This window comes from Streptomyces sp. CNB091, from assembly GCF_000377965.1.
The window spans coordinates 113,869-132,184 of the sequence record NZ_KB899012.1 but is presented as its reverse complement, the minus strand read 5'-3'; the positions used below and the strand labels follow the sequence as shown (position 1 = coordinate 132,184).

Annotated in this window: 15 protein-coding genes; 12 read left to right on the top strand and 3 right to left on the bottom strand. The window is 70.9% G+C overall.

Annotation, left to right across the window (positions count from 1 at the left end; genetic code table 11):
- Positions 1-60: 60 nt before the first annotated feature.
- Positions 61-657 carry an acyltransferase gene (locus tag D581_RS0132300; protein ID WP_018961256.1) on the bottom strand — a complete coding sequence of 199 codons (597 nt, stop codon included), beginning with the start codon at positions 655-657 and terminating at the stop codon, positions 61-63.
- 335 nt (positions 658-992) lie between these two features.
- Here D581_RS0132300 and rplU point away from each other — a divergent pair, with 335 nt between their 5' ends.
- The 4 genes from rplU (at position 993) to D581_RS0132280 (ending at position 5,012) form a co-directional block, all read left to right on the top strand.
- Positions 993-1,313 carry a 50S ribosomal protein L21 gene (gene rplU / locus D581_RS0132295; RefSeq protein WP_003969204.1) on the top strand — a complete coding sequence of 107 codons (321 nt, stop codon included), beginning with the start codon at positions 993-995 and terminating at the stop codon, positions 1,311-1,313.
- Positions 1,314-1,327: 14 nt separating this feature from the next.
- Positions 1,328-1,585, top strand: coding sequence for a 50S ribosomal protein L27 (gene rpmA / locus D581_RS0132290; protein ID WP_026291105.1), 258 nt, complete (start codon positions 1,328-1,330; stop codon positions 1,583-1,585).
- Positions 1,586-1,731: 146 nt separating this feature from the next.
- A complete protein-coding gene (gene obgE / locus D581_RS0132285) occupies positions 1,732-3,168 on the top strand; it encodes a GTPase ObgE (RefSeq protein WP_018961254.1) in 1,437 nt (478 codons plus the stop codon).
- Between the two features lie 344 nt (positions 3,169-3,512).
- Positions 3,513-5,012: a bifunctional cytidylyltransferase/SDR family oxidoreductase gene (locus tag D581_RS0132280; protein WP_026291104.1), complete on the top strand. Its 1,500-nt coding sequence runs from the start codon at positions 3,513-3,515 to the stop codon at positions 5,010-5,012.
- On the opposite strand, the gene D581_RS1000000141775 is transcribed toward D581_RS0132280, so the two are convergent.
- Positions 4,997-5,239, bottom strand: a complete 243-nt coding sequence (locus D581_RS1000000141775) for a hypothetical protein (RefSeq protein WP_199787860.1) — start codon at positions 5,237-5,239, stop codon at positions 4,997-4,999. The genes D581_RS0132280 and D581_RS1000000141775 overlap by 16 nt on opposite strands.
- On the opposite strand from D581_RS1000000141775, the gene D581_RS0132275 reads away from it, so the two are divergent.
- The 8 genes from D581_RS0132275 (at position 5,238) to D581_RS0132240 (ending at position 17,186) form a co-directional block, all read left to right on the top strand.
- On the top strand, positions 5,238-7,343 hold the full coding sequence (locus tag D581_RS0132275; protein WP_486585902.1) for a hypothetical protein: 2,106 nt from the start codon (positions 5,238-5,240) through the stop codon (positions 7,341-7,343). The two genes, D581_RS1000000141775 and D581_RS0132275, sit on opposite strands and share 2 nt — an antisense overlap.
- Before the next feature lie 178 nt (positions 7,344-7,521).
- On the top strand, positions 7,522-8,760 hold the full coding sequence (locus D581_RS0132270) for a glycosyltransferase family 2 protein (protein WP_018961251.1): 1,239 nt from the start codon (positions 7,522-7,524) through the stop codon (positions 8,758-8,760).
- Positions 8,761-8,942: 182 nt separating this feature from the next.
- Positions 8,943-11,711 carry a CDP-glycerol glycerophosphotransferase family protein gene (locus D581_RS0132265; RefSeq protein WP_018961250.1) on the top strand — a complete coding sequence of 923 codons (2,769 nt, stop codon included), beginning with the start codon at positions 8,943-8,945 and terminating at the stop codon, positions 11,709-11,711.
- A 173-nt stretch (positions 11,712-11,884) separates the two neighbouring features.
- Positions 11,885-13,039, top strand: coding sequence for a glutamate 5-kinase (gene proB / locus D581_RS0132260; RefSeq protein ID WP_469219789.1), 1,155 nt, complete (start codon positions 11,885-11,887; stop codon positions 13,037-13,039).
- Between the two features lie 128 nt (positions 13,040-13,167).
- Positions 13,168-13,659 (top strand): hypothetical protein, encoded by a 492-nt coding sequence (locus D581_RS0132255; protein WP_018961248.1) that lies wholly within the window; start codon positions 13,168-13,170, stop codon positions 13,657-13,659.
- A gap of 92 nt (positions 13,660-13,751) precedes the next feature.
- Positions 13,752-15,038 (top strand): glutamate-5-semialdehyde dehydrogenase, encoded by a 1,287-nt coding sequence (locus D581_RS0132250; protein WP_018961247.1) that lies wholly within the window; start codon positions 13,752-13,754, stop codon positions 15,036-15,038.
- A gap of 189 nt (positions 15,039-15,227) precedes the next feature.
- A complete protein-coding gene (locus tag D581_RS0132245; RefSeq protein WP_018961246.1) occupies positions 15,228-15,815 on the top strand; it encodes an SCO2584 family spore wall biosynthesis protein in 588 nt (195 codons plus the stop codon).
- 207 nt (positions 15,816-16,022) lie between these two features.
- Positions 16,023-17,186 carry an SCO2583 family membrane protein gene (locus D581_RS0132240; RefSeq protein ID WP_018961245.1) on the top strand — a complete coding sequence of 388 codons (1,164 nt, stop codon included), beginning with the start codon at positions 16,023-16,025 and terminating at the stop codon, positions 17,184-17,186.
- Here the strand turns inward: D581_RS0132240 and D581_RS0132235 are convergent.
- Positions 17,083-18,249, bottom strand: a complete 1,167-nt coding sequence (locus tag D581_RS0132235; protein WP_018961244.1) for a M48 family metallopeptidase — start codon at positions 18,247-18,249, stop codon at positions 17,083-17,085. The two genes, D581_RS0132240 and D581_RS0132235, sit on opposite strands and share 104 nt — an antisense overlap.
- Positions 18,250-18,316: the final 67 nt, after the last annotated feature.

Genomic DNA, 18,316 nt, shown 5'->3' with positions numbered 1-18,316 from the left:
CCCGCCCGCCGACGCGACCCGCCCGCCGACGCGACCCGCCCGCCGACGCGACCCGCCCGCTCAGCGCTCCGCGAGCGCCCCGTCCTTCTCCTCGTACAGCGCTCCGCTCTGCGGGCACTCCCACACCCCCGGCTCGCCCTCGCGCGCCACCAGGCGGACCCCACTGCGGCCGACCCAGCCGATCCGACGGGCGGGCACCCCGACGACCAGGGCGAAGTCGGGGACGTCCTTGGTGACCACGGCACCGGCCGCGACCATCGCCCACCGGCCGATCCGCACCGGCGCGACGCAGACCGAGCGCGCGCCGAGCGAAGCGCCCTCGGCGACCTTCACGCCGACCGCCTCCCAGTCGCCGCCACGCTTCTGCTTGCCGTCCGGGGCGACCGAGCGCGGGTTGTGGTCGTTGGTGAGGACGACGGCGGGGCCGACGAAGACGCCGTCGCCGAGCTCGGCGGGCTCGTACACGAGGGCGTAGTTCTGCAGCTTCACGTTGTCGCCGATGCGCACCCCGGTGCCGACGTACGCGCCGCGGCCGACGACGCAGCCCTCGCCGAGCCTGGCTCCCTCGCGGATCTGCGCCAGCTCCCAGACGCTGCTGCCCGCTCCGATCTCGGCGGTCTCGTCGACCTGGGCGGTGGGCTGGACCCTGTAGTTCACGGCATGCCTTTCGGAGAGCTGGTGAGCCCCGAAAGCATAAGGCGGGCGTTGCGCCGTCTCCCCGGCCGGAGCCGTTCTCCGGCCTTCCGCCCCGCTCCGGCCGGGGCCCGCCTCCGGCCCCTCGCCCCGGTTTGACCCCCACACCCGCGCCCCGTAACCTTGACCCTCGGTGTGTTTACTTGACGCACCTACCCCTGAGCACATCCCTCCCGGTAACGGTCGGTGTCCGCGCCGTCCGCCAGGAGAGGCCGCTCATCCTTCCGGATCGTCCCGGGCCCCGGCCCGTGCGAGCGGCTGGCATCAGGGGATCCGTTCCGAGCGAGAGAGAGATCCGCGTGTACGCCATCGTGCGCAGCGGTGGTCGCCAGCACAAGGTAGCTGTCGGCGACATCGTTGAGGTTGACAAGATTTCCACTGCCAAGGTTGGCGACACGGTCGAGCTCTCGACCCTGCTCGTTGTCGACGGTGACGCGGTCACCAGCGACCCGTGGGTGCTGGACGGCATCAAGGTCACGGCCGAGATCGTGGACCACCACAAGGGCGCGAAGATCGACATCCTTCGCTACAAGAACAAGACCGGCTACCGCCGTCGCCAGGGTCACCGCCAGCAGTACACGGCGATCAAGGTCACCGGTATCCCCGCGGCTGCGAAGTAAGGGACTGAGAACACATGGCACACAAGAAGGGCGCATCTTCCACTCGGAACGGGCGCGATTCCAATGCTCAGCGGCTCGGCGTGAAGCGCTTCGGCGGTCAGGCCGTCAACGCCGGTGAGATCCTGGTCCGCCAGCGCGGCACCCACTTCCACCCGGGCACGGGCGTCGGCCGTGGCGGCGACGACACGCTGTTCGCACTGGCCGCCGGTGCGGTGGAGTTCGGTACGCACCGTGGCCGCAAGGTCGTGAACATCGTTCCGCTCGCCGTCTGATCTCCTCTCAGCGCGCGCAGAACGGCACACAGCACCTTCCGAGGGCGGATCTCAGCTTTCCCGGCGAACAGGGAAGCGGGTCCGCCCTCGGCGTGTTACGACAGAGACAATCCCGTATTTTTCTGCTGTACCTGGAGGCACCAACCATGACCACCTTCGTGGACCGCGTCGAGCTGCATGCCGCCGCGGGTAACGGAGGCCACGGCTGCGCCTCCGTCCACCGTGAGAAGTTCAAGCCGCTGGGAGGCCCCGACGGGGGCAACGGCGGACGCGGCGGCGATGTGATCCTCGTCGTCGAGCAGTCCGTGACCACGCTGCTGGACTACCACCACAGCCCCCACCGCAAGGCCACCAACGGTCAGCCCGGCGCCGGCGACAACCGCTCCGGCAAGGACGGCCAGGACATGGTCCTGCCCGTCCCCGACGGCACCGTGGTCCTCGACAGGGCCGGGAACGTGCTCGCCGACCTCGTCGGCCAGGGCACCACCTTCGTGGCCGGTCAGGGCGGCCGCGGCGGCCTCGGCAACGCGGCGCTGGCCTCGGCCCGCCGCAAGGCCCCGGGCTTCGCGCTGCTCGGCGAGCCGGGGGAGAGCCGGGACATCGTCCTGGAGCTCAAGACCGTCGCCGACGTGGCCCTCGTGGGCTACCCGAGCGCGGGCAAGTCCTCGCTGATCTCGGTGCTCTCCGCGGCCAAGCCGAAGATCGCGGACTACCCGTTCACCACCCTCGTGCCGAACCTCGGCGTCGTCACCGCCGGCTCGACCGTCTACACCATCGCGGACGTCCCCGGGCTCATCCCCGGCGCCAGCCAGGGCAAGGGCCTCGGCCTGGAGTTCCTGCGGCACGTCGAGCGCTGCTCGGTGCTCGTGCACGTCCTGGACACGGCGACGCTGGAGTCCGACCGCGACCCCGTCTCCGACCTCGACATGATCGAGGAGGAGCTGCGGCTCTACGGCGGCCTGGAGAACCGGCCCCGCATCGTCGCCCTCAACAAGGTCGACATCCCGGACGGCCAGGACCTCGCCGACATGATCCGCCCCGACCTGGAGGCCCGCGGCTACCGCGTCTTCGAGGTCTCCGCGATCGCGCACAAGGGTCTCAAGGAGCTCTCCTTCGCGCTCGCCGGGATCATCGCCGAGGCGCGCGCCACCAAGCCGAAGGAGGAGACGACCCGCATCGTCATCCGTCCCAAGGCCGTCGACGACGCGGGCTTCACCGTCGCCCTGGACGACGAGGGCATCTACCGGGTGCGCGGCGAGAAGCCCGAGCGCTGGGTGCGCCAGACCGACTTCAACAACGACGAGGCCGTCGGCTACCTCGCCGACCGCCTCAACCGCCTCGGTGTCGAGGCCGCCCTGATGAAGGCGGGCGCCCGGGCCGGCGACGGCGTCGCGATCGGTCCCGAGGAGAACGCGGTCGTCTTCGACTGGGAGCCGACCGTGACCGCCGGCGCCGAGATGCTCGGCCGCCGCGGCGAGGACCACCGCCTGGAGGAGCCGCGCCCCGCCGCGCAGCGTCGCCGGGACCGTGACTCCGAGCGGGACGACGCGGAGAAGGAATACGACGAGTTCGACCCCTTCTAAAGTTCGCCCCCTGCTCAAGAGTCTCCGACCGGGGGCTTCCCCCCCCGGTCATGGCTACCGGACGGCCCGTCTCCCCGGAGGCGGGCCGTCCGGTAGCCTCGGGGCCGGGCGCCGGTTGTTTTCGCCGGTCACGCCGGGTGCACGCGCCACGGATGTGCGGATTGGGCAACACATCTGTGGGGTCGGTCACCCCGTGCGACCGCCCCGAAGCGCCCAACCTCCCTGGCCAGAGGGTGAACTGCGGGTATCCGCAGGACGATCGGCGGACGACGTCCACCTTGCGAGACGGTCACGGAGAGTGCGACCATCACACTGTTCCCCCGTCATAGCAAGGTAGGTCGTCTGTGTCTGTGCCGCATGAAGCCAAGCCCCGGACCACAGCGGTCGTGCTCGCCGGTGGGACCGGCCAGCGCGTGGGGCTGTCGATCCCCAAGCAGCTGCTGAAGATCGCCGGCAAGGCCGTCATCGAGCACACGCTGACCATCTTCGAGAACGCCGAGGGCATCGACGACGTCATCGTGCTGATGGCGCCCGGTTTCGTGCCCGACGTCGAGAAGATCGTCGCGAAGGCCGGACTGACCAAGGTCACCCGGATCATCGAGGGCGGCAGCACCCGCAACGAGACCACCGAGCGTGCCATCGCGGCCCTCGGTGAGGGCCTCGCCGAGGGCGAGGACCGCAACGTCCTCTTCCATGACGCGGTACGCCCCCTGCTGTCACAGCGTGTGATCACGGACTGCGTCGCGGCGCTGGACCGTTACCAGGCCGTCGACGTCGCCATCCCGTCCGCGGACACGATCATCGTGACCCGCACGCACGGTGGGGACGGTGAGTTCATCACCGAGGTGCCCGACCGCTCCCGGCTGCGCCGCGGCCAGACGCCCCAGGCCTTCAAGCTCTCCACGATCCGCAGGGCGTACGAGGTCGCGGCGGGCGACCCCAACTTCCAGGCGACCGACGACTGTTCGGTGGTCCTCAAGTACCTCCCCGACGTGCCGATCTATGTGGTCGCGGGCGACGAGTACAACATGAAGGTGACCCAGCCGGTCGACGTCTTCATCACCGACAAGCTCTTCCAGCTGGCCTCCACCGCCGCCCCCCGCCAGGCCGACGAGGCCGCCTACCGGGAGCTCCTCACCGGCAAGACCCTGGTCGTCTTCGGCGGTTCGTACGGCATCGGCGCCGACATCGCCTCCCTCGCGGAGAACTACGGCGCGAAGGTCTACGCGCTGGGCCGCTCCACCACCGGTACGCACGTGGAGAACCCGGAGCACGTGGACGACGCGCTCTCCAAGGCGTACGCCGAGACCGGCCGGGTCGACTACGTCATCAACACCGCGGGCGTGCTGCGGATCGGCAAGCTGGCCGAGACGGACAACACGACGATCCAGGAAGCCCTGAACGTCAACTACCTGGCGCCCGTCCAGATCGCCCGCGCCTCCTACAAGTACCTGGCCGAGACCCAGGGCCAGTTGCTCCTCTACACCTCCAGCAGTTACACCCGGGGCCGCGCCGAGTACAGCCTCTACTCCTCCACCAAGGCCGCCATGGTCAACCTCACCCAGGCGCTCGCCGACGAGTGGGCGGGCGAGGGCATCCGGGTCAACTGCGTGAACCCGGAGCGCACCGCGACCCCGATGCGCACCAAGGCGTTCGGCCAGGAGCCCGAGGGCTCGCTGCTCTCCTCGGAGGCGGTGGCCCGCACCTCGCTGGACGTCCTGCTCTCCGCCCTGACCGGCCACGTCATCGACGTACGGCAGCAGGACCCGACGGCGGGAGCCGCCGGGTCCTCCGGTTTCGAGCAGGCACTGGCCTCCGTGCTGGACCGTCAAGCAGATGTGTAATAATTCTTGACAAATGTGCTTTTCCGGGCCTCTGTTGTCGCTTTGTGCGACGGCAGAGGCCCGAATGCGTGAAGCCGCACCTTCACATTTCCGCCAATACGTGAATCAACCGGCACCCCCTGGAGCAGGTTCTTCGTGATCTCGACAGCCATTCGCCTGGCCCGTGTGGGCAGCAGGTCGGAACTGGCGGCAGCGTTGTTGATGGGGCTGGGATATCCCTGCGTCATGCTTGCCGCGCTCATTCCCCACATCTGGTTCTTCGCGGCGGCCACCGCTGTCACGTACGCCACCGACTGGTACCTGCACCAGAAGGGGAGCTATCTGGTCAACCGGCTGGGCAAGGTGCGCGCCGGGCTGTCGATCCGCTTCCTGCTGCGGCAGCTCATGGTCATCCTGCTGCTGGCCCGGCTGGACCTCGCCGAGTCGCCGCTGTTCTACTCGGCGGTGGCCTGTTTCCTGCTCTTCTACGGGCTCCAGGCTCCGCACGGCGCCCTGACGACCCTGATCCGGCTCCGCCGCACCATGCCGGTCGTCACCCGCAACGTGGACCTGCACGCGGTCCGCATCCCCGACGCCCCGCCCGGCGTGCTGTTGCGGCGCTCCGCCGAGAAGATGCTGCACCTCGACATCCCGGCCGTGGCGGGCATCCTGATCGCCGCCGGTACCGGTGAGGACGTCATCGGCTACGCGGGCATCGGCCTGACGCTGCTGCTGGCCCTGTGCTACCTCGCGCTGCTGTTCCCGTACGTGCGCCGCGGCCGGCTGGCGCCTCCGGCCCCCGCCGTGCTCAAGGCCGTCGACAGCTGGCTGCGCGACTACCAGCCGACCGTGGTGCTCTACTTCTCCGGCTCCAACGAGTCCGCCTACCAGGGCAACATGTGGCTGGAGACCATGGCCCGGGTCGAGGGCCGGCCGCTGATCGTCATGCGGGAGCGCGGCCTGGTCCCGCAGCTTGCCGAGACCTCCGTCCCGGTCCTCTGCGTCCCGGCGGGCACCCACCTGATGAACCTGGACCTCTCGACCGTCCGGGTCTGTCTGTATCCCGCCAACGTCGGCAAGAACATCCACATCCTGCGGGTCCCGACGATGAAGCACGTCTTCATCGGGCACGGCGACAGCGACAAGCTCGCCAGTGTCAACCCGTACTCCAAGGTCTACGACGAGGTCTGGACCGCGGGCCGGGCCGGCCGCGACCGCTACGCGCTGGCCGACGTCGGCGTCCTCGACCAGGACATCGTCGAGGTCGGCCGTCCGCAGCTGGAGCCCATCAGGAGCTGGACGGGCGCCGTCAAGAACCCCATCCCGACCGTGCTGTACGCGCCCACCTGGGAGGGCTGGGACGACAGCCCGGGCAACACCTCCCTGCTGCTGGCGGGCGAGAACATCGTGCGGCGGCTTCTGAACGCCGCCGACCCGGTCCGGATCATCTACAAGCCGCATCCCTTCACCGGTATCCGCAGCGGCAGGGCCAAGGCCGTCAACGCCCGGATCCGGGCGATGCTGGAGAAGGCCGCGGCCGAGCGTGCCGCCGAGCCCCGCTGGGCGAAGGAGGCGTCGTCGGCCGCCGCCGGGCAGAGCGCGGCCAAGGCCGAGCTGACCCGGATCGAGGCGCGGCTCGCGCAGCTGTCGGCCTCCGGCCACGCGGGCGGCGACGAAGCGGAGGAGTCGCGGATCTCCCTCGCCGACCCCGCCCGCGAGGCGGAGACCGCCCGGCTGCGGGCCGAGTGGAACGACGCCTACTGGCGCTCCTTCGGCTGGTGGGAGCACCGTACGGTGACCGGCGCACAGCCCAAGCTGTACGACTGCTTCAACGAGTCCGACGCCATGGTTTCGGACATTTCCAGTGTGGTCTCCGACTTCATCGCGAGCGGCAAGCCGTACGCGGTCACCGACTCCGCCGCGCTCGGAGCCGAGGAGTTCAAGCGGCAGAACACCGCGGTGCGCGCCGCGGTCATCCTGTCCAACGGCGCCGAGGAGCTCGACGCGCTGCTGGCCGCGGTGGCCGACCCGGCGGCGGACACGCTGGCGGATGCCCGCCGCGAGCTGAAGACCTACCTCCTGGGGCCGGACGAGCCGACCTCCATGGAGCAGTTCAACGCCGCCGTCTCGACGCTGGCCGCCAAGGCCGAGGCCCGCAACCTGGGCGTCGCCCAGCGCCTCGGGGACCAGTCCGTGGCGGTGCCGGACGAGGAGTCCGTCACCAGCGGCGTCGGGGCCGGCGATCCGCAGGCGGTGGCCGAGGCCGACGCCACGGCGGACCCGGACGCACCGGAGGCCGAGGCGCCGGAGGCTCGGACGGCCCTCGCCGAGGGGTCCTCGTCCGTGCGCTGAGCGCCGTACGGCCGAGCACCGCACAACTGATCGAACTGGCTGAAAAGTAGGCAACCCCGACCGCGGCCCGTACGTCTCTCCTTGGGGGAGGGGTGTACGGGTCGTCCGGCATGCGGATGCGCAAAGGGTGCAGAGTCGGGCGAACCGCCTTCTTCCGTGATCAAATCGACAGGTGCACATGGCCGACATGCCCAGGAAGAACGACGAGCCCGATGTCAGTGTGATCATCGGAGCTTATGACGCGATGCCCTACCTGGTCCGGTGCCTGGAGTCCGTCGAGGCGCAGACCATCGGCGCGGACCGCATGGAGATCGTCGCGATCGACGACGGCTCCACCGACGGCACCGGCGCCTGCCTGGAGGAGTTCGCCGCCAGGACCGCGATTCCCATGAGAGTCGTCCGGCAGGCGAATTCCGGCGGACCCAGCGGCCCGCGCAATCGGGGCCTCTCTCTCGCCCGCGGCCGGTACGTCTTCTTTCTCGACGCGGACGACTATTTCGGCGAGGAAGCCCTGGAGCGCATGGTCGCCATGGGCGACCGGGCGGGCACGGACGTGGTGCTCGGGAAGATCGTCGGCGTCAATCGCGGTGCCGCGAAATCGATGTGGAAAGAGACCGTCGAGCGAGCCGACCTGTATTCCTCCAACGTCAAATTCACGTTGAGCGCGCAGAAACTGTTCCGGCGCGACCTCCTCGTACGCCTCGGAATGACCTTCGACGAGAAGCTGAAGACGGGTGAGGACGCCCTGTTCACGATGGAGGCGTACATCCGCGGCAACGGGATCTCCGTAGTCGCCGACTACACCTGCTACTACCTGGTGGGCCGCGAGGACCGCAACCAGATGACCAAGAAGGGCAGCTACAAGCGCCGCTTCGACTCGGCCCGCGCCCTCATGGGGCTCATCGCCCAGTACGTGCCCCCGGGCCCCCGACGCGACGTCCTCATGGTGCGGCCGTTCGTCATCACGCTGCTGCCCCAGTTCGGCCCCGGACTGCTGAAGCAGAAGCCCGAGGTCCGTGAGCGGAAGATGGCGCTCGCCGCCCCGCTCATGAAGACGTACTGGACCCCGGAGCTCGGCCGCAACCTGAAGGTGAACGAACGGCTGCGGCTGATGTGCCTCGCCGAGGGCCGGCTCGACCTGCTCCTGGACATCGCCGCCTTCCTGCGCGCCAAGGAGGAGCCCGAACTCGTCCGCCGGGGGAACCCGCCCCGTCTCCACCTCGCCTACCCGCACTTCGGGGAGAGTTCCGTTCTCCCCGACCGGGCCTATGAGGTGACCATCACGGAATGGGTCGGCGGACGGCGTATCGATCCACCGCTGGACAAGCCCCGCCTCTCCTTCGCCCGGCGCGTGGTCCGCAAGGCCCGCCGGGCGCTGCTCAGCGCCGTGCGCGCCCCCCGCGCCCACCGCGTCTGACCGGACGGGACCGGGGGAGAACAGGCCCCCTCTCCGCCCCGGTGACGACCGGGGCGGTTCGTCCTGTGAGAGGTGTCACGTCATACTGTGGGGCAACCATGAGACCGTTGGAGCCGTCTCATTAACGCCCCGTCCTCCTGGGGTTCATCATCTGCACGTCCCCCCGGAAAGGCCCTCCACCCGTGGCGTCCCTCGAAGCGATCCCCGACGAGCTCAGCCGGCTCATGAAGTACTTCCCGGAGACTCCGGTCGAGGAGCGCCCCGAATTCCACCGAGCAGCCAAGGACTTCCTGGCCCGTGCGGCCCCGAAGGTCGTACGGCAGTTCTCCCCGATGGCCCGGGTCAAGTGGCACCTGGCGGCCAGCGGCCGCGGTGACGAGCTGGTGGACCTGCTGCACTACGAGCGCGAGAACCCGGGAGCCTTCTCCGTCCGCGGCCTGCGGCGCGCCCGCATCGAGCTGCCCGGCGTCGAGAGCTCCTCGCTCCCCTCCTCGGTACGCAACTTCAACCGCAGCGAACTTCCCGTACGCGGCAAGCTCCTCGATCTCGGCTGGGAGGACGGCAAGCTCCTCGTCAAGGGCTACGCCTACATCCCCAACGTCCCCTCGGCCACCGGCAAGCGGTCCCTGCGCGTCGCCGTGCTCCGCCGCCAGGGCAGCCGCTCGACCCTCCCGCTGCGGATGCGCACCACCCTGGAACCCCGCGCCACCGCCGAGGCCAAGGGCGCCCTGCACAACTACGACTGGTCCGGCTTCGAGCTCGGCATCGACCCGTCCCGACTGCGCGTACGCGGCCAGTGGCAGCCCGGCACCTGGCGCCTGGGCATCGGCATCCCGCGCCCCGGCGGCATGTCCGTGGGCAGCATCACCAAGAACAACGCGGGCGCCTCCGGCCACAGCTACACCCGGGTCCTGGACGACGGCGTCCGCCTCGTCGCCGGCTTCGACCGCAACCGGCTCAAACTCTCCGTGGACGTCGTCCCCGCCGAGATCATCGCCCAGGAAGCCGACGGCGAGACCCTCACCGTCACCCTGCGCTCCCGCGTCACCACCCCCGCGGGCAAATACCCCACCGCCCTGCGCATCGACCACGAGCCGAGCGGTTTCGCCACCGACCTCCCCCTCCAGCAGGGCGAGACCGGCGCCGACGGCTGGCTCCGCCACACCGCCCGCCTCGACTTCGCGGACCTCCCCGTCGACGACGTACGCCCCGGCAAGTCCGTCAAGTACCGCGCCCAGATCCTCTTCGCCGACGGCACCACACGCCGCGCCACCAACGGTGCGCAGTCCGTCACCGGAGTCCACCCGCTGCCCGGGGGACGCGAGTTCGCGATCCTCACCGACGGCGCCGGGAACTTCACGCCCCAGGTCCGCACGGTCCAGCCCCTCGTCGACAGCGTCGAGTGGAGCACGGACGGCGAGCTGGTCCTCTCCGGCGTCTACACCGGCCCCGCCGAGCAGATGAAGATGGTCCTGCGCCACACCGGCCGCAACGAGGACCGCCCGCTGCCCGTCGAGTTCGACGGCGGCCGCTTCACCGCCCGCCTGCGCCCGGACACCATGCCCACCTACGAGGGCACCGTGCCGCTGCGCGCCGGCCGCTGGATGCCGCGGCTGCGCCTGCGCACCGAGTGGGACCACACCCGCGACCTCCCCGTCACGATCCGCCCCGACCTCGTGAACACGCTGCCGCTGGCCCACCGGGGCGAGCACCGCACGTACACCGTCGAGCGGCTCGACTTCGACCGGATCTTCGTGGAGTCCGGGCCGGTCCTCGACCCGGAGCTGCGCGGCGCCTACCGCCAGCGGCTGATGCGCGACGTGTACACCCCCGAGCAGCGCGAGCTGCCGCTGCGCGAGGCCGTGCTCTACAACAGCTTCGGCGGCAAGCAGTTCTCCGACTCGCCCCGCGCGGTCTACGAGGAGCTCAGGCGCCGCGGCACCGAGGTCGAGCACATCGCGATGGTCCACGACCAGCAGGTCGTCCTGCCACCCGGCGTCCGCGGCGTCGAGTGGGGCAGCAAGGAGTGGTACGAGGCACTGGCCCGCAGCCGGTACGTCGTCACCAACGGCGGCATCCGCGAGTGGTTCGTCCGCCGTGAGGGCCAGGTCGTCGTCCAGACCTGGCACGGCACCCCGCTCAAGCGCATCGGCGCCGACCTGCTCGGCACCCCGAAGGCGAACCTGGCCTACATCGCGAGCCTCCCGCAGCGCTCGCGCCAGTACAGCCTGTTCATCACGCCGAACGCCTTCACCACCCCGATCATGACCAACTCCTTCCGCCTCCAGTGCGAGGTCCTGGAAGCGGGCTACCCGCGCAACGACGTCTTCCACGCCCCCGACCGCGTCAAGCGCGCCGCGGCCGTACGGGAGAAGCTCGGCATCCCCGCCGGCAAGAAGGTCGTCCTGTACGCCCCCACCTGGCGCGACGACCAGCGCTACGGCGGACGCCGCTTCAAGCTGGACAACCAGATCGACGTAGAGGCCGCGAAGCGCGAGCTGGGCGAGGACCACGTGCTGCTCTACCGCAAGCACCACAAGGTCCTCGACTCCATCCCCGGCGCCGGACAGGGCTTCGTCTACGACGTCACGTACTACCCGGACATCGCCGACCTCTACCTGATCGCCGACGTGCTGATCACGGACTACTCCTCGGTGCTGTTCGACTTCGCGCACTCCGGGCGGCCGATGCTCTTCTTCACGTACGACCTGGAGCACTACCGCGACACCCTGCGCGGCTTCTACTTCGACTTCACCTCCCGCGCCCCCGGGCCGCTGATCAAGACCTCCGAGGACCTCGTCTCCGCGATCCGCAACATCGACGAGGTGAGCGAGGAGTACAAGGAGAAGTACGCCCAGTTCCGGGTCGACTTCTGCGAGCCGTCCGACGGCCGCGCCGCCGCCCGGGTCGTGGACCGGATGCTCGCCGTCAAGGACGAGCAGCAGAGCTGAGCCCACCGCGGCCGCCCCCGCCGCCCGCCCGCACCCCGTTCACCCGCCGTCCTTCGGCGTCCACCGAGCGGAACGGGCAGGCGGCGGGGGCGGCCGCTCGCGTACTGTGCTGTGCCGGGGCGGCACAGCGGGCCCCGCGTCGGACACCGGGGCGATCCAGAGCGAGGAAGCACGTGGCAGAGCAGAGGCCGTCGGGCCGCGAGCCGGCAGTGACCGGCGCCCGCAGGGTCGTCGTCAAGGTCGGCTCCTCCTCGCTCACCACCGCCTCCGGCGGCCTCGACGCCGACCGCGTCGACGCCCTCGTCGACGTCCTGGCCAAGGTCAGGGACGGCGGCGAACGCGAGGTCGTCCTCGTCTCCAGCGGAGCCATCGCCGCCGGACTCGCCCCGCTCGGCCTCGTCCGCAGGCCCAAGGACCTGGCCCGCCAGCAGGCCGCCGCCAGCGTCGGCCAAGGCCTCCTCGTGGCGCGCTACACCGCCTCGTTCGCGCGCTACGGCGTCCGCGTCGGCCAGGTGCTCCTCACCGCCGACGACACCAGCCGCCGCGGCCACTACCGCAACGCCTACAGCACCCTGGACAAGCTCCTGGAGATGGGCGCCGTCCCCGTCGTCAACGAGAACGACACCGTCGCCACCGACGAGATCCGCTTCGGCGACAACGACCGGCTCGCCGCCCTCGTCGCCCACCTCGTCCACGCCGACCTGCTCGTCCTGCTCTCCGACGTGGACGGCCTCTACGACGGACCGCCCGGCACTCCCGGCGCCTCCCGGATCGCCGAGGTCACCGGCCCCGACGACCTGACCGGCGTCACCATCGGCAGCGCGGGGAAGGCGGGCGTCGGAACCGGCGGCATGGTCACCAAGGTCGAGGCCGCCCGCATCGCCACCGCCGCCGGCGTTCCCGTCGTCCTCACCTCCGCCAGCCGCGTCGCCGACGCGCTCGCGGGCCGCGACACCGGCACGTACTTCCACCCCACCGGACGCCGCTCCGCCGACCGGCTCCTGTGGCTGGCCCACGCCTCCACCCCGCAGGGCGCGCTCACCCTCGACGACGGCGCCGTACGGGCCGTGGTGGAGCGGCGCACCTCCCTGCTGCCCGCCGGAATCTCCGCCGTCGAGGGCGAGTTCAGCGCCGGCGACCCGGTCGAGCTGCGCGACCCGCACGGCACCCCGGTCGCCCGCGGACTCGTCAACTTCGACGCGAAGGAGATTCCCCAGCTGCTCGGCCGCTCCACCCGGGACCTCGCCCGCGAGCTGGGGCCCGCCTACGAACGCGAGGTCGTACACAGGGACGATCTGGTCCTCCTCGCGCCGCGCCTCACCCCCTGAAACGGCTGAAAGTCCCGCCATCCAGCGGGGACCTTCCCCAAAACCACCCCACGCCCGCCTGTGGACTGGTCCACTTTGTAGTGGGGGAACAGGGGTACCGCACAGCAACACATCACAGGAGGCCGCCGGTGAGACGAGCGCGCCCGGGGGCGCCGCCCCGAGGCACGGCCAACCGCGCCCTGACGAGTGTCGGAGCGGGGGCGGATTTCGACCAGAATCCGGCTCCGGCGGACACCGTCGAACGGGAGCCGGTCACGACGGCGAAGGAGGAGTCCCCGCAGTCCAAGCTCTGGCACATCACGCTCAGCGTGTCGGGCGCCGAGACTCCGCTGGGGGAGGTCAGACGCGGCCTGGAACAGCTCGCGCACGACCACCCCTTCCTGCTGACCAGCCGCTACGCGAGCGACCACGCGGAGATCCGCTACTGGGAAGAGGCCCGCGACCTGCACGACGCGGCCGCGGTCGCGCTGCGGCTGTGGGGCGAGCACCGCTCCAGCGCCCAGCTCCCGCCTTGGGAGATCGTCGGCCTGGAAGTCATCGACCGCGAGACCTACCACCTGCGGATCGCCGAGGGCTACGGGCCGCCGCCCGCGGCCCCCGTGGGCGTGCACCCCTACTGACCGCGATCCGGTGGCGTCCGCGCCCCGGGTCGGGCGTCTCGCATCACGGGATACGTGACGGATGCCCGCAGAGCGCGCATTACTCTGCGGGCATGACCACGCTCTCGCCCTACGACAACCTCTCCCCGGTCGCGCAGACCGCCTACCGGGCCCGCGCCGCCGCCGCCGACATCGCGCCACTTCCGCGCGCGGCCAAGGACGACGCGCTGCTGGCCATCGCCGACGCCCTCGAAGTGCGCACGAGCGAGATCGTCGAGGCCAATGCGAAGGACGTCGAGCGCGCCCGCGAGGCAGGGACGGGCGAAGGCATCATCGACCGCCTTACCCTCACCCCGGAACGGATCCGCGCCATCGCCGCCGACGTACGGGATGTCGCGGCCCTCCCCGACCCGGTCGGTGAGGTGGTGCGCGGCTCGACCCTGCCCAACGGCATCGACCTCCGGCAGGTGCGGGTCCCGCTCGGCGTGGTCGGCATCATCTACGAGGCCCGGCCCAACGTCACCGTCGACGCGGCCGCCCTCTGCCTGAAGTCCGGCAACGCGGTCCTGCTGCGCGGCTCCTCCTCCGCCTACGCCTCCAACACCGCCCTCGTCCGGGTCCTGCGCGACGCGGTCGGCGGCTCCGGCCTGCCGGCCGACGCGGTGCAGCTCGTCCCGGGCGAGAGCCGTGACTCCGTGCGCGAACTGATGCGGGCCCGCGGCCTCGTCGACGTCCTCATCCCGCGCGGCGGCGCCTCGCTGATCCGCACAGTCGTCGAGGAGTCCACCGTGCCCGTCATCGAGACGGGCACCGGCAACTGCCACGTCTACGTCGACGCGCAGACGGACCTGGCCATGGCGGTCGACATCCTGATCAACTCCAAGGCCCAGCGCCCCAGCGTCTGCAACGCGGCCGAGACCCTCCTCGTCCACAAGGACGTGGCGGACGCCTTCCTGCCGCTCGCCCTGGCCGCGCTGGCCGAGGCCGGGGTCACCGTCCACGGCGACGAGCACGTCCTCGCCCGCGCCGAGGGATCCAAGGCCACGGTGGTCCCGGCGACGACGGAGGACTGGGAGACCGAATACCTCTCCTACGACATCGCGGCGGCGGTCGTCGACTCCCTGGACGCGGCGGTCGCCCACATCCGGCTCTGGTCCTCCGGCCACACCGAGGCGATCGTCACCACCTCGCAGGCCGCCGCCCGCCGGTTCACCCAGTTGGTCGATTCGACGACGGTCGCCGTGAACGCCTCCACCCGCTTCACGGACGGCGGGCAGTTCGGCTTCGGCGCCGAGATCGGCATCTCCACGCAGAAGCTGCACGCCCGCGGTCCGATGGGCCTGCCCGAGCTGACCTCGACGAAGTACATCGTCACGGGGGACGGGCACACCCGGCCCTAGGCCCACGACCTAGGACGACAGGACCTCGCCCCTCCTTCGGCCCCTCCTCGCCCCTCCTCGGCCCCTCCTCAGCCCTCCTCGGCCCCTCCTGACGGGAGGGGCCGAGCCGACCACGCGTTCTCCCGTGCCGATCCGGGGGAGTTCACGGGGTCCCTGCCCAAAAGGTCCCGGCCGGGCTACCCTGAAACCGTGCCGGACGACGTGGGGGGCAAGCCGTTTCCTGACGGCTGGGAGCCCGACGACGACCGCGGGGGCGCGGACGAGGACTTCGCCTCCGTGGTGTTCGACGAGGACTTCGTCCGGTCGGCGCCCGTCCACGAGCCCACCGCAGTGGAGCGCCTGCTCGCCGCCGCCGAGGCCCGTGCCGAGGCCGATGCCGCCCGCGTCCGTCGGAGCCGCCGCGCGGACGACGACGCGTACGACCCCTACGGCGGCCCCCGGGGCTACCACGACCCCCAGGACCTCGACTACGACCCCGACCACGGCATCGGGGACGACGACTGCGCCCCGGGACCCTACGGCCGCCACGGCGGCTCCCTGCGCCCCTACCGCAACTCCGCCCGCTGGCACCGCCCGGTCGCCTGGCTGCTCGCCCTGGTGATGGGCGTCGGCATGGTCTCCCTCGCCTTCACCGCGGTCTACCGGGGCGGCTCGAACAACCGGCAGGACCAGGTGCCGCCGCCCGTCACCAGCGGCGTGGACAAGCCCGGGGTCGCCCCGTCGGCCTCCGCGGACCACTCCCGCCCCACGGTCTCCGCCGAGCCCCGGCTGCCCTGAACCCACCCCCTCCGTCACCCGACCGCCGACGGCCGCCCCAGGCGCTTGCGCACTTCCCATCCGTCTCCGCGTTTACACGGGCCGCAATCGACCTACCCTCAAGATGTGACCCCTCGTTCCCAGGGGGGCTTCTCGCTGCGGAGGCCACTCGGCCGAAGCAGACCGTTGCGCACCGAACCGACCGGTGTGGAGATGGGGAGAGAAGTCATGACAGGCCGCTCAGAACCACCGGACGGTGCGCCCGAGAACCCCGCGGGCGGCGAGGACGAGTACCGCTCGCTCGTCTTCGACGAATCATTCGTCCGGGCTGCGCGGATGCAGGAGTACTCGGCGCAGGAACGGATGGGCGAGCACGCCCGCGCCGTCCGGGCGCTGCCCGAGACGCAGGTCATCCGCAGCGGCGGCGGCTCCCGGGCCGCCGTAGCCCTGGTCGTCCTCATCGCCCTGGCCTTCGCGGTGGCCGTCTACGTAGGATTCCGGAGCCCGTACCCCCAGCCGGCCGCCCGGCGGGCCGAACCCCTGCGGACCACCGTCGTCCCCCTGGCCCCCCGGGGAGCCGTACCGGGCGGATCACCCGAGTGGCTGTACCGGGCCGAGCCGGTCTCCGGATTCCGCACGGGCGCCGACGGCATCAACTTCCCCACCGTGCAGCGCACGCAGAACTTCTCCGACAGCCAGATCACCGCCGCCCTCGCCACGGTCAAGGACTACCTGGTGGAGTCGTCCCTGAACCCCGACGTCCTCACCGGCTCCGTACGCCGGCCCGTCGAACACCTCCTCGACCCGGACCAGCGCGCCCAGTTCGAACAGAGCCTGAGCAGCCCGGCGGACGCCGAAGGCCACGCCGCCACCGGCTGGCTGGTGCGCTTCGACCCGGAGCAGGTGGAGCTCGCGGACCCGCAGATCCGGGTCGAGGGGGCCCTCGGCTACGAGGAAGAGTCCCCTGGCGTCCTCGGCGTCGTCTCGGACCACACGTTCACCTACGCCCTGCGCCCGGCGGACGGGCCCCACCGGGACGACGACGCCTCCCTGTTCACCGTGCGGCGCGAGCTGCGCTTCCGCTTCGACCGGGAGGACCTGCGACTGCACCGCCTGGAGGTGCTCACCGCCCATGTCCAGGCCGGGCCGCAGTCCTGCTCTGCCGACGCGACCGGGATGCTCCGCCCGCTCCTCGCCGGAGAACGGGCGGACGCCCGCGGGCCCGCCGCCACCGACCCGTACGCCACGGGCCGGCCCACGGCGGCGCTGTGCGGGACCCTGGAGGCCGTCAGCTCCCCGACGGCCCCGACGACGTCCCCGGGCTCCCCTCCTCAGGGTCCTGGGGCGGCCGACCGGCCGTCCCGTCCCCGGCCGTCCCGTCCCCGTCCGTAGCGGAACCGCCGGACGGGCCCTGCGCCCCGCCCTTCGCGCCCCCGGTTCCGGTGAACCGGTCACGCAGCTTGCCGCCCAGGTCTCCCGCGCCGCCGGCGATGTCGCCCACGAGCTTCATCAGCGGGTCCTTGCTGGTGCGCACCGTGTCCGCGTAGTGCGAGGCGGACTCCCGGAACGAGTCGGTCACCGAGGTGTCCTTGTCCTGGTCGCGCCGCGGGTAGTGGCCGTCCATGATCCGCTGGAAGTCGCGGGTCTCCGACCACTTCTTCAGCTCGGCGGCCCGCACGGTGGTGAACGGGTGCGTGCGGGGCAGCACATTGAGGATCTTGAGGACGGAGTCCCGGAGGTCGCCGCCCTTCTCGTACTCGTCGGCCTGGGCGAGGAAGGCGTCCACGTTCATCTCGTGGAGGTGATTGCCGCCCGCGATCTTCATCAGGCCGCGCATGGAGGCCGTGATGTCCTGGCCGACCAGCAGCCCGGCCCGGTCCGCGGACAGCTCCGACTTGCGGAACCACTCGCGCAGCGCCGTCACTATCGCCATGATCGCCACATTGCCCAGCGGGATCCAGGCGACCTTCACGGCCAGGTTGGTCAGGAAGAGCAGTATCGTCCGGTACACCGAGTGACCGGAGAGCGCGTGGCCCACCTCGTGGCCCACCACCGCCCGCATCTCCTCCTCGTCGAGCAGCTCGACCAGGCCGGTGGTGACCACGATGATCGGCTCGTCAAGCCCGATGCACATGGCGTTGGGCTGCGGGTCCTGCTTCACGTACATCGGCGGGACCTTCTCCAGGTCCAGGATGTAACACGCGTCCCGCAGCATGTCGTTGAGGTGGGCGAACTGCGCGTCGCTCACCCGGACGGAGTCGGAGAGGAAGAGCAGCCGCAGGCTGCGCTCCGGGAGCAGCCCGCTGAGCGCCTTGAACACGGTGTCGAACCCGGTCAGCTTGCGCAGGGCCACCAGGGCCGAGCGGTCGGCGGGGTGCTCGTAGGCCCGGGAGGAGATCCCGGGGAATCGCCGGCGCTGCCTGCTCGGCACGTTCTCGTGACTGTTGTCGGTCATGGATGGCCCCCTGTTCGTACGAGACGTCGCTCGTCCCCCGGACAAAAGCCAGCGTATGCGCTGGCGC